This window comes from Pedobacter yulinensis (assembly GCF_003029735.1).
Classification (GTDB): domain Bacteria; phylum Bacteroidota; class Bacteroidia; order Sphingobacteriales; family Sphingobacteriaceae; genus Pedobacter; species Pedobacter yulinensis.
Map to the genome: position 1 here is coordinate 938,519 of NZ_KZ686269.1, position 11,583 is coordinate 950,101.

Here is an 11,583-nt window from a genome sequence, read left to right on the forward strand (position 1 = left end):
GGATATATACAAGCTTCTTAACTCATTTTTTATGAACAAGTTATAAACCAAACAATGCCATGTTATTAACATTTATCTTAAACAAAAAACAGCTAATTCAGATCATTAACAAACGTTTATCGCTAAAGTGGCAGCGGTTTTGCACACGCGCAGACCTTTGCATTTCCACACGGTGGTGGCGAACGCTTCTGGCCGGAAAGTTGTTTGAAGGCGCAATGGCAGTTCATGCTGAAAAGCCTATATTTATGCCGCAACACGAAAACAGATACATGCAGCTGCGCGAACCGGTCAGAAACATCCAGGATTTCTTGCTAAGTACGTACTTCGCAGACGGCTTGCGTATTACCATCGGGGTGCTCCTTCCGCCGCTTATCCTGGCGCAGTTCGGACACTTTAATTACGGCATGACCCTCTCGCTCGGCGCTTTATGTGCCAGCGTTGTCGATACGCCGGGCCCCGCGGTACACCGGCGTAATGCCATGCTGATCACTGCCGCACTTATTTTTGTGTTTTCGATCCTGACCGGGCTCACCAACCGCAATACCTACTTTATCGGTGTGCTTCTGGTGGGCAGCAGTTTCGTCCTTTCCATGTTTAACCTGTATGGCACCAGGGCGGCTTCCATCGGCACCGCCACCCTGCTGGTCATGGTACTAAGTATCGATGATGTGCGACCCTGGCAGGAGGTGCTCCTGCACGCCGGGCTTATCCTGGCCGGTGCCTTGTGGTACTCGGCGCTCAGCTACATTTTTTACCGCTTAAGACCCTACCGGGTGCTGCAGCAGTTTTTGAGCGACTCGATTATCGAGGTGAGCGATTTTCTTCGCGCCAAGGCCCGGTTTTATCACCAAAACATTGATTACGATGCGCAGTACGCCGAATTGCTCAAACTCCAGGTCTCCGTGCACGAAAAACAGGAAGCCGTTCGGGAAATCATGTTCAAAACCCGCGAAATTGTACGCGATTCCAATCCGGAAAGCCGTTTTTTGCTGCTTGTGTTTGTAGATATGGTCGACCTCTTCGAACAGGTCATGTCGACATACTACAATTACCGGTCGCTCCACGAACAGTTTGACGCAACCGGGATTCTTCACTCCTACGAACGCATCATCAACAAAATCTCTTATGCGCTTGATGATGTCGCATTCGCGCTGAAAAGCGGCGGCAGACCGGCCCCACCCCGGCAGCTGGTTCGCGACATCAACGCATTGAAAGACGAGATAGCAGTCCTGGAGAAAAACGCGGCGGCGCTGAAGATCAGCACCAATGGGATTCTTGCCTTGAAAAACATCGAGGTCAACCTGGAGAATATCCTGGGTCGGGTCAGAACCATTATCGGTTATTTCAAGACCCGCAACAGCCGCGACCAGAAACGGGAAGAAATCGATACCGAAAAATTCATTACCCGGCAGTCGATCGATAAAAAGCTGTTTTTTGAAAATTTGACGTTAAAATCGTCGGTTTTCCGCCATTCGCTGCGCGTTGCGGTGGTTATGCTTATCGGTTTCATTGTGGCTAAGGCGCTCGACTCTTCGCACAGTTACTGGATCCTGCTCACCATTCTTGTCATTTCCAAACCCGGCTTCAGCCTGACCAAACAACGCAATATTGAGCGGATCATCGGCACGGTGATTGGCGGCATTGTCGGTACCGCTGTTCTGTACTATTTTAATGACCAGCGCACCCTCTTCGTCATTTTGCTTGTTTGCATGATTGGCAGCTACAGTTTTCAGCGCAAGAACTATGTGGTCAGTGTCCTGTTCATGACCCCGTACATCCTGATCCTGTTTGATTTCCTCGGCATGGGTACGCTCGATGTTGCAAAGGAACGCATTTACGACACCCTGATCGGCTCGGCCATTGCCTTCCTGGCTGCGTATTCGCTCTTTCCCAACTGGGAATCGGAGAAACTGAAAGAAGCCATGCTCGACGTGCTCGAGGCGAACATGAACTATTTTGAGCAGGTGTCTCGGCTGTATTTTGACAATGCATACGACCGCACCAGTTATAAACTCGCCCGTAAACAGGTGTATGTAAGCACCGCCAACCTGGCCAGCCTCTTTCAGCGCATGTTTTCTGAACCCAAAAGCAAGCAGTTATTTATTAAAGAGGTGCACCAGTTTACCGCGCTGAACCACCTGTTGTCTTCGCACATGGCTACCCTCTCCCTCTACCATAAAGAACATGCTTTCAGCCACCAGCATCCCGACGACATCCGCCCGGTGTACCGGAACACACTCTACCTGCTGAAAAGCGGCATGGAGATCCTGTCACGCCCGAGCGATACCCGGGCCAATGTTCCGCTGATCAAACAAAAAAACGGACAGGCTGAAGGGAGCGAAACAACAGAATTGTTTATAACCGAACAATTCGACCGGATCCAGAAAATTGCATACGACATTTACCGGCTTACCGAAAAGATTAACATCTGAAAACCAAAACACCGGCCTGCTGTTTACAAAGGCATACCAATAATTTGTATCCATGGAAACAGTATATACAGCTGTTGTAACAGCAACGGGCGGCCGCGAAGGCCATGTACGGTCTGATGACGGCATTATCGATTTCAACCTTAAAAAACCCAAGGAACTTGGTGGCGAGGGCGGTGCTACAAATCCTGAGCAACTGTTCGGTGCGGCCTGGGGAGCCTGCTATTTGGGGGCACTCGGCTCGGTTGCTTCGCGCGAGGGTGTCGATGTCTCGGCAGCCAGCGTTGATACGAAAATCTCGTTCAATAAAGACGGAAATGCTTTTGTGCTTTCAGCTGCGCTCGATGTGCACATTCCGGGCATAGCCATCGAGCAGGCACAAACACTTGCAGAGAAAGCGCACCGCGCCTGCCCGTATTCAAAAGCTACACGCGGCAATGTTGAAACCCGCGTAACTGCTGTCTAAATCGCGTCTCGCAGCGCTGACGGACAATCTACCCGTTGTGGCAACCATGCCAGGCCCGGACAAAACCATTGTCCGGGCTTTTTTATACGTGGTATTGGGGCTTCCAGTTCTCGACGGTGCCTTTAAAGGCTGCCTGGTTAATCATGTGTACACAAACGGCCGTAGTGGCGCCCGTATGCACGTTCGATGACGGCTGTTTCTGTTCAGTTACCGCACGGTAGAAATCTTCGAAAGCGTAGTATGTGCCATCTTTCGTTTTCTCCGGCAGAACGGCAATGCCGCCGTCCTTTTTCCATTCTATTTTAGTAGCTCCGCTTACTCCGTCAACCACCTGCAGCTCTTTCCGCGTGTCAGGTTCGGGGTAAAACACGCCTTCGTTCACCAGCAGCGAGATCATACCCTTGGTACCTTTGATTTTGAAGATATAGCCGTCGCGCGCGTTGCCGCATGTGGCACCGAAGTTACCCACCATGCCAGTCTGCTTATAACGCAGCAAGGCCTGCACATTGTCGAACGTTTCGCGGCCGTCTTTGTACACATCGACGCCGCCGGTAGCCAGCACCTGGTCGGGATGGGTGTTAAACGCCCAGTTGATGAAATCGATCTGGTGCGACAAAAGTTCGGCAGGCAGGCCGCCAGAAAACTCCCGGTACAGGCGCCAGTTGATCTGCCGGTCATTCAGGCCCTGCGGCACTGCGCGCCTCCAGTCCCAGTTCCGGTCCCAATGGCAGTCGATCTGGGACACCTTGCCCAGATAGCCCTTGTCGATCATTTCTTTCACTTTGAAATAAAGCGGAGAATACCGGTACTGGTGCCCCACCTGTACGATCTGTCGCGGATACCTGGCTGCCTGCTTAACCAATTTCAGGGCCTGCGGAATGTCGAAGGTCATGGTTTTTTCCAGGTATACGTGTTTGCCTGCTTCCAGGGCATCGACCGCAATGTTGTAATGCAGGTTAAGCGGTGTGGCAATGACCACTGCATCGATCGTTTTGTCTTCCAGCAGTTTCCGGTAATCGTTGTAAGAGGTGGCAGCCGGACTGATCTTTCTGGCGGCAGCAAGCCTGAAATCAAAAATATCACATACCGCTTTAATGGCGAAGCGGTCTTTCATTGTCCTCACGATACTCATCATGCCGGTTCCGCGGTCGCCTGTACCAATGATACCCAGATTCAGAACTTTAGCCGGTGCCATGGCGAACAGCTGGTTCATGGGTGCTTCGAACAAAGCCGCGGCCGTGAGCAGGCCGGTGTTGCGTATAAATTTTCTCCTTTCCATTACCTGGTATCTTTTGGTTGCAGCAATGTTGCGAAACGCGTAGAAGCTGTATCTGCGGTGTTGCCGTCTGGTTTTCGATAAATAAAGTAGGCAGCCAGTTCAGGCTGCTTTTCAACAAATGCCAGTGCCTGTTCCAGACCCATGAGCATCAGCGCATTGTCGTAGCCGTCTGCCGTCATGGCGTCTGGCGCGTAAACCGTGACACTGATAAGTTCGTTGCTGACAGGGTAACCGGTTTTCGGACTAATGATGTGGTTGATGTGCCTGCCCCCGCGTTCGTAAAATTTACGGTAGCTGCCGGAAGTGGTGATGGCCCCCTGTGCAAGTGTGAGGATGCGCTGCATGGGGTGTACGCCCGCCCCATCGGCTTCAGGCGATTCGATACCAATGCGCATGGACTCGCCTGATGGCAGTTTCCTGCCTGATACCCGGATCTCCCCGCCTACTTCGACCAGGAAGTTGCTCACACCCCGGCTGGCGAGCAATTTTGCCAGTGCGTCGACCGTGTAGCCTTGCGCAATGCCGTTTACATCGGCTCCGGCCCCGGGCATCATTTTGCGCAGGTGCCGGCCTTCAAGCTTCAGTTTGGACGGACCGACAGCCGAAAGCGCCCGTTGTACGGCAGCACTGTCTGGCTGGGTTTTTAAGCCCGAAGTACCGAAGCCCCATAACTGGGTAAGCGGTTGAATGCTCATGTCAAATAAACCGCCTGTTTTTTGGCCGATCTCAATGGCCTTTTGTGCTACGGCCAGAAAGTGTTCATCGAGCTCGACAGGTTGCTGCCCGGCATTGAACCTCGAGATCAGCGAGGCCGGTTTGTACAACGACATCGATGCGTCGATAACGGCAAGCAGGCTGTCTGCCTGTTCCTGCCTCAGCAACGTATCGGGAGCATAATACGTGATGTGATAACTGGTTCCCTGTGCAGGCCCTTCAAAATAAATACGCCTCACCTGCTGTTTATCTGTGAGCGACAGGCACAGCAACGCTGGAAAAAGAAATAAGCGTAATTGTTTCATCTGTGGTTAGCAGGCAGTGTGTATGCTGGTAAATTTACCAATTTCCTGACCCGCGGCAAAACCCCTCGTGTAACAAGTTCGATCTACCCGCTTACTTGCCAAACTTAAGTTTAAGTTGCTCCAGCATATCGTCGGTGACCGGGCCATCAGGCTTTTGTTTCTGCTGCTGGTATCCCGGATGGGGCTTGCGGTAAACCTTTTGTTGCTGTTGCTGTTGCGGACGCGGAGTCTGCGGCTGGCGGGTTGTTTGCTCCTGTGGCTGGGCGCCGCCCTCCTGTTGGCGGGCCTGGCGCTGTTCTTGTTTTTTTACGTTCCAGGCAGACCAGCATTCGTCAAGCTTTTTCTTGGTGTAAAGCGGAAAATCGCCCTGTTTCATCCAGGCGTAATAACTGGGTTCGATATCGAATACCGCATCTGTAGTTTTGCCCTTGTGTTTACCAAAATTGAAGACAATCTCGTTGCTTTCATTGTACACCATCCGCCCGGCAAAATCTACCGGCTTTTGGAGATTGGTAAAAATGTGCAGTGCCTCGACATCGTTTTTTACCGGGAAGCTCTTGTTGCCCTGCTTGTCTTCGTACGCCACGTCGGCATATTTATCCAGCTGGGCCAGCAGGACCTCGTATGTGGCGCGAATGTCTGCCTCGGCAGAGTGCGCATTGATCAGGTCTGCATTGCAATAAAATTTATAGGCAGCACGCAGTGTGCGCTGCTCCATCTGGTGAAAAATGTTCTGTACGTCGACAAATTTGCGGTCGCACATGTCGAAATCTATTCCTGCCCGTAAAAACTCCTCGAGCAAGAGGGGAATATCGAATTTGTTGGAGTTGTAGCCGGCCAGGTCGCTTTCGCCGAAAAAGTCGGCAATTTCCTGTGCCACTGCTTCAAACCGCGGTGCCTGCGCAATGTCTTCGTCATAGATGCCGTGAATAAGCGACGATTGCAGCGGAATGGGCATACCCGGATTAACGCGCCAGCTCTTTAACTGCTCAGTCCCGTCTGGCATGGCCTTCAATACAGCAAGTTCGACAATGCGGTCAGATCCTACATTCACACCCGTACTTTCTATGTCAAAAAATGCCAGTGGACGTTTCAGTTGTAATTTCATTTCTGGAAAAGATTTTGGCGGCTTTGGCTTCATTTCCAGCCACCTTTATTTCCCAAAAATGGCAATTTCATCGGGAAATAGTAAAAATATTTTTTTTTGTTCGATTGGCGCAGACGCGGAATGTGCTTATCTTGCTGCCGCAAACAAACAAGAATGAAGAAAATTTTATTGTCCCTTTTCCTGGGCCTTGGGCTGAACTATGCCCATGCGCAGGATTTTGACTTTGGTCTTTTCAGTGAGGCCGAATCCAGCTTTGATATACGCAAGTTCGATGCCCAGGCGAATGCTGCTGTATTGAATGAATACGGTACCGCTAAGATCGATCTTGATGCCAGCGGCAACACCAGGCTATACTTTACCCATCACCTCCGCATTAAGATTTTAAACCAGGAGGGCTTTGATGAGGGCAACATCACCATTCCGCTCAGGCAGAGCAGCGACTATGACAGCAACGAAGAGATCTCAGAAATCGTGGCTGCGACATTCAACCCCGACCTTGGCGTGTATGTACGCAATAACCTTGATCCTAAGAAGATTTATGAAGAACGTGCAAACAACAATTACAAACTTGTTAAGTTTACGTTTCCAAACCTGAAACCGGGCTCTGTCATTGAGTACAGCTACAAGATCAGCTCGCCCAGGCTCTTCAATTTCCACACCTGGGAGTTCCAGTCCAACCTGCCAAAACGCACCAGCAGTTTTGTAGCGCGCATTCCTGCTATCTACAATTACAACGTAACGCTGCGGGGACCATACAAACTAAGCAAACAGGACGCAAAACTGGACCGGGAATGCCTGAGCATCTCCGGCGTAAAACTGGATTGTTCGAGAATGACCTACACCATGGATTCTGTGCCGGCTTTTCGCGAAGAGGAGTTCATGACCGCTGCAACCAATTTCAAGTCTGCCATTTATTTTGAACTGAGCGATTACCAGACCATACGCGGCGTAAAGATGAACCTTACGAAAACCTGGCGGGATATCGATTACGAACTGAAAGGCAACAAGGATGTGGGCGGACAAATGAAACGGGCCGATGTATTCAAGGAAGCCGTAATGCCGCTGCTTGCAAACGCTTCTGATCCCCTGCAAAAAGCAAAAATTATCTACGCCTTTATCAGCAAAAATATCCGTTGGAATAATTACCGTGGTTTCGTGTCTGATGTCGGCGTGAAAAAGGCTTTCGAAACGCATACCGGCAACACAGCAGACATCAATTATGCCCTTATTTCGGCGCTCACCGCGGCCGGCCTGGATGCCGAAGCCGTGATCCTGTCAACGCGCAGCAACGGCACGGTGAACAAACTGTTCCCGGTACTGACCGGCTTTGACTATGTTGTGGCTAAACTGAACATTGCCGATAAGACCTACCTGCTCGACGCGACAGATCCCCTGCTGCCTTTCGGCCTCCTGCCCATTCATTGTATCAACGACCAGGGAAGAGTAATCAGCCTGAAAAAACCTTCTGAGTGGATTGACCTGAAGGCCACCCAACGCGAAACAGTGCGGTATGTGCTTGACGGCGATATCAATGACCAGGGCAAGTTAATGGCCACGCTGAGCATTTATTCGAATGGATATGCCGCGCACAAGCGCCGTAAACAGATTAAAAGTTACAACAGCCTCGATGAGTATGTAGAAAAGTACGATGAACGCATGACCAAAATGAAGGTACTGAAGTATGACATCACTAACCTGGACACGTTAGACCTGACCCTTTCGGAAGTTTACCACGTTGAGATGGATATTTTCCAGGGCCTGGATCACAGCCAGCTGTACCTGAACCCATTCATCCTTGATCGCTTTGAAAAGAACCCCTTTAACCTGGATAACCGCACCTACCCGGTCGACCTGGGCGCCCAGCGGGACACCCGCATCCTGTGCAACATTCGTTTCCCCGGAACTTACACACTTGTAGACAAACCCAAAGACCTGTCTATTGCGCTGCCCGAAAAAGGCGGCCGGTTCCTGACGCAGACCGCCTTTGAAAATGGCGCACTGACCTTTTCCCAGATGCTTACGCACGACAAATCCATTTATGACCCGCAGGAATATGCAAGCCTGAAAGAATTTTACAGCCGGATCATCCAGTTGCAGAAAACCGATATCGTCCTCAAAAAAACGCCCTAATGAAAATCCGGATCTTAACGCTGCTCCTGTCTGTTACTGCCCTGCACGCTGCTGCTCAATACGCTGTTGACCAGATACCTGCCGCACTGAAAACCCGCGCCAACGCCGTAATTCGCGATATGGAAACAACCGTCGACATGCGCGCGCCGAATGATGTGGGAACCCGGGTAAGAAAGGTGCTTACGGTACTGAATAAAAACGGCCGCGAACACGCCCGGCTGGTGCTCATGTACAGCAAAAATTCCAGTATTAAATATGTGCGCGGGCAGATCCTGAACGAATTCGGGATCCCGAAAGCTAAATTCAACCTGTCTGACTTTGAAGACGAAAGCGCGGTTGACGGCGGCACGCTGTTCAGCGACTCCCGCTTGAAACACTTCCTTCCAAACGAGGATGTCTACCCTTATACCGTTATTTACGAATACGAGGAACGCGAACGGCAAAACCTGGTGCTGCCACAGTGGCTCCCGAACCCGGGTTTTGACATTTCAGTTGAGAAAAGCCAGTTTACCTTCCTGGCCAGAGCCGAAGACACTTTTCGCATCAATGCCCTCAATTTTGCCGGCAAACCGGTTGAAGAACTCAACGATAAACAAAAAAAATTGACCTGGAGCGCTGCAGGCCTGCCTGCGGTGCGCGCAGAAGCTTACGGCCCCCACCCCGAAAGTTTCCGCCCGAGTGTGCGGATCGCTGCCGACAAATTTTACTACCATGGTTTTACCGGCAAATACAGCAATTGGGAAGAGTTGGGTGGCTGGCTGTATGAGAACTTTCTGAAGAGCCGGCGAAAACTGTCCCCTTACACAGAAGGCCTGGTAGCCGACATGGTGAAAGACCTGCCAGACGAGAAGGCCAAGGCCAGGAAACTGTACCAGTACATGCAGCAAAAGATGCGGTATATCAGTGTACAGATCGGCGTAGGTGGTTTCCAGCCAATTCCCGCGGCAGAGGTTGACCAGATGGCTTACGGCGATTGTAAAGGTCTCGTTAATTACATGCAGGCGCTGCTGGATGTGGCGGGCATCGAGTCCTATTACTGCGTTGTCAGTGCTGGGAACTATAAAAAGAGCCTGATACCGAATTTCCCGGGTGTGGAACAGGGAAATCATGTGATTCTGTGCCTGCCGCTCAAAGGCGACACCACCTGGCTGGAATGCACCAGCCAGAAAGCGCCTTTTGGTTTCCTTGGCGACTTTACCGACGACCGGACCGTCCTGGCCTGTACGCCGGGCGGCGGCAAACTGTTGCGTACGCCGAAGCTAACCGCTGCGCAAAACACCCAGTTGCGCACGGCTAATTTTAAGGTGGCTGAAAACGGCACCATGACCGGTTCGGTCGAAACAGCCTTTGCCGGCAGCCAGTATGATGCGCACCTGACTATAGCCAATATGCAGGATAAGGAGCGCCTCGAAAAGCTGAAAGAACAGTATGATGTGGACAACATCGAACTGAACGACATTCGCTTTAGCACAAAGGAAGGTACCGGACCTGTCTTCGTGGAAAACTTTAACTGCACCCTTCCGCTCTATGCAACAGGCAGCACAGACAACATTTACCTGCCAGTCAACCCGTTTAACAGGCAAAACAGCATCCCTGATCTGCGTACCCGGACCATGCCCCTGTACCTGAACCGCGGATATACCGATGTCGACTCTATTGTTTACCATATTCCGGCGGCCTGGCAAATGAAGGTCAAGCCGGCAGACCAGACCATAGAAACGAAATTCGGCACCTACAAGGTCACGATCGTTCAAAGCGGAAGCCAACTGATCTTTAAGCGCACCATGCAGATGAACGAAGGAAACTTTTTAGCTTCTGATTACGAAAGCTTTAGCCAGTTTATAAGCAAGATAGCTGAACTGGACCGGAGCCGTGCCATTTTTACAAAAGGCCAGTCGGGTTCAGGAAAGTAGAAGGATACCCAGCGCAATGCCAATGACCATAACCAGGTACATCAGGATCTCGGTTTTGGCGAACTTGCTGTATTTTCTCCAGAACGAATCGTCTGCTTGCGGGCGTGTTTTCATTTCTTCGATAAGTGGTTCAGCAGACATGTAAGTCTCCTGCCCCTGGTTTCTGTCAAAAACTCAACTGATCTTTGCCAGGATATTTTCTACATAACGGTTGGTAAGCGGCTTCTTCAGTTCGGGATTGTCGTCAATATCACCGATATACTTGATCTCGTACTGCGAGCCCTTTCTCTGCAGAATGACCGCTTCGGGCGTGTGCCTGATGCCGAACAGGTACGAATACTTGAACGCCCGGTCTGCCAGGTAGGGAAAGCGGATATTTTTGGCGCGCACCCATTCTTTCATTTTAGGCATGGCATCAAGCGGGTACTTAATGGGGTCGTCGCCGTAAGGTGCAATGGCAACCACGGGAAAACCCTTCTTCTTAAAACGGTTATCTAGCGCAATGATGCGGTCCTTGTACTTGATGCAGTGATCGCAGCTATTCGACATGAAGACGATAATGAAGCCCTTTGCACCTTTCTGGGCATTCAGGCTAAACAACCGATCGTCGGTGCCCATCAGTTCAATATTACCGATAAAGTCGCCGGCCCGAAGGGCCTTTTGTGCCTGAACCAACAGCGTGCTGCAGGCCAGGGCAATCATGAAAAAGATTTTCCTTGTCATCTCTTTATTATCTATTAACTGGTCCCCCGCCTGTAAAGGCGTTCTGATAAGCCGGCAAATTGAGGTCGTCTACAACGACCCCGCGGGTCGTCGAGGCATGCACAAAAAAGCCATTGTTCAGGTACACGCCGACATGGTCTACATCTTTACCGCCAAACGAAAAAAAGACAAGGTCGCCCTCTTTTAAATGAGAAGGTGACTTCCGGTTGATGACGCCGGCCTGGTCCCTGGAGCGCCGCGGCAGCTCCTTGCCGTAAATCTGTTTCTGCAGCAGGTAGGCAAATCCCGAACAGTCGACCCCGCTTTTGTCCAGTCCGCCAAGCCGGTAACGTACACCGGTCCAGTGATTAATAAAACGATAAAGTTCCTTATTATCGATCCTGGCCATGGCATCAGCTGCGAGCGCTGCCCGCGTATTAGAGGTTACCGGCTGTCTCCTGGCCCCGCATGAGGCAAGAAACAGCAGCAACAACAGGAAAATGGCAGATCGGGTGCGGCTTTCGGAAAAGGTCATTC

General features: G+C 51.0%; 10 protein-coding genes. 4 read left to right on the forward strand and 6 right to left on the reverse strand.

Annotation, left to right across the window (positions count from 1 at the left end):
- Positions 1-245 precede the first annotated feature (245 nt).
- Positions 246-2,432 (forward strand): FUSC family membrane protein, encoded by a 2,187-nt coding sequence (locus C7T94_RS11515; RefSeq protein ID WP_107216080.1) that lies wholly within the window; start codon positions 246-248, stop codon positions 2,430-2,432.
- Positions 2,433-2,484: 52 nt separating this feature from the next.
- Entirely contained in the window at positions 2,485-2,895 is a 411-nt protein-coding gene (locus tag C7T94_RS11520; RefSeq protein WP_107215475.1) for an organic hydroperoxide resistance protein, read from the forward strand.
- Between the two features lie 82 nt (positions 2,896-2,977).
- Here C7T94_RS11520 and C7T94_RS11525 read toward each other — a convergent pair whose 3' ends face one another.
- The 3 genes from C7T94_RS11525 to C7T94_RS11535 form a co-directional block, all read right to left on the reverse strand.
- Positions 2,978-4,174, reverse strand: a complete 1,197-nt coding sequence (locus tag C7T94_RS11525; RefSeq protein ID WP_107215476.1) for a Gfo/Idh/MocA family protein — start codon at positions 4,172-4,174, stop codon at positions 2,978-2,980.
- A complete protein-coding gene (locus C7T94_RS11530) occupies positions 4,174-5,193 on the reverse strand; it encodes an FAD:protein FMN transferase (RefSeq protein WP_107215477.1) in 1,020 nt (339 codons plus the stop codon). Before C7T94_RS11530 ends, C7T94_RS11525 begins: the two co-directional genes overlap by 1 nt.
- A 91-nt stretch (positions 5,194-5,284) precedes the next feature.
- Complete coding sequence (locus tag C7T94_RS11535; protein WP_107216081.1) at positions 5,285-6,301, reverse strand: 3'-5' exonuclease; 1,017 nt, start codon at positions 6,299-6,301, stop codon at positions 5,285-5,287.
- Between the two features lie 153 nt (positions 6,302-6,454).
- Here C7T94_RS11535 and C7T94_RS11540 point away from each other — a divergent pair, with 153 nt between their 5' ends.
- Complete coding sequence (locus C7T94_RS11540; protein ID WP_107215478.1) at positions 6,455-8,431, forward strand: DUF3857 domain-containing protein; 1,977 nt, start codon at positions 6,455-6,457, stop codon at positions 8,429-8,431.
- Positions 8,431-10,344 (forward strand): DUF3857 domain-containing protein, encoded by a 1,914-nt coding sequence (locus C7T94_RS11545; RefSeq protein WP_107215479.1) that lies wholly within the window; start codon positions 8,431-8,433, stop codon positions 10,342-10,344. The genes C7T94_RS11540 and C7T94_RS11545 overlap by 1 nt, the downstream gene beginning before the upstream one ends.
- Here the strand turns inward: C7T94_RS11545 and C7T94_RS19360 are convergent.
- Genes C7T94_RS19360 through C7T94_RS11555 form a run of 3 tightly spaced genes read right to left on the reverse strand, consistent with a single transcriptional unit; the run spans position 10,333 to position 11,581 of the window.
- Entirely contained in the window at positions 10,333-10,485 is a 153-nt protein-coding gene (locus tag C7T94_RS19360; protein WP_162618588.1) for a hypothetical protein, read from the reverse strand. The two genes, C7T94_RS11545 and C7T94_RS19360, sit on opposite strands and share 12 nt — an antisense overlap.
- Before the next feature lie 33 nt (positions 10,486-10,518).
- Complete coding sequence (locus C7T94_RS11550) at positions 10,519-11,067, reverse strand: redoxin domain-containing protein (RefSeq protein WP_107215480.1); 549 nt, start codon at positions 11,065-11,067, stop codon at positions 10,519-10,521.
- A gap of 7 nt (positions 11,068-11,074) precedes the next feature.
- Entirely contained in the window at positions 11,075-11,581 is a 507-nt protein-coding gene (locus C7T94_RS11555; protein ID WP_107215481.1) for a C40 family peptidase, read from the reverse strand.
- Positions 11,582-11,583: the final 2 nt, after the last annotated feature.

Excerpts from the sequence above, each read along its gene's own strand:
- C7T94_RS11515 (WP_107216080.1), top strand. The coding sequence starts at position 246 with ATGCCGCAACACGAAAACAGATACATGCAGCTGCGCGAACCGGTCAGA.
- C7T94_RS11520 (WP_107215475.1), top strand. The coding sequence starts at position 2,485 with ATGGAAACAGTATATACAGCTGTTGTAACAGCAACGGGCGGCCGCGAA.
- C7T94_RS11525 (WP_107215476.1), bottom strand. The coding sequence starts at position 4,174 with ATGGAAAGGAGAAAATTTATACGCAACACCGGCCTGCTCACGGCCGCG.
- C7T94_RS11530 (WP_107215477.1), bottom strand. The coding sequence starts at position 5,193 with ATGAAACAATTACGCTTATTTCTTTTTCCAGCGTTGCTGTGCCTGTCG.
- C7T94_RS11535 (WP_107216081.1), bottom strand. The coding sequence starts at position 6,301 with ATGAAATTACAACTGAAACGTCCACTGGCATTTTTTGACATAGAAAGT.
- C7T94_RS11540 (WP_107215478.1), top strand. The coding sequence starts at position 6,455 with ATGAAGAAAATTTTATTGTCCCTTTTCCTGGGCCTTGGGCTGAACTAT.
- C7T94_RS11545 (WP_107215479.1), top strand. The coding sequence starts at position 8,431 with ATGAAAATCCGGATCTTAACGCTGCTCCTGTCTGTTACTGCCCTGCAC.
- C7T94_RS19360 (WP_162618588.1), bottom strand. The coding sequence starts at position 10,485 with ATGTCTGCTGAACCACTTATCGAAGAAATGAAAACACGCCCGCAAGCA.
- C7T94_RS11550 (WP_107215480.1), bottom strand. The coding sequence starts at position 11,067 with ATGACAAGGAAAATCTTTTTCATGATTGCCCTGGCCTGCAGCACGCTG.
- C7T94_RS11555 (WP_107215481.1), bottom strand. The coding sequence starts at position 11,581 with ATGACCTTTTCCGAAAGCCGCACCCGATCTGCCATTTTCCTGTTGTTG.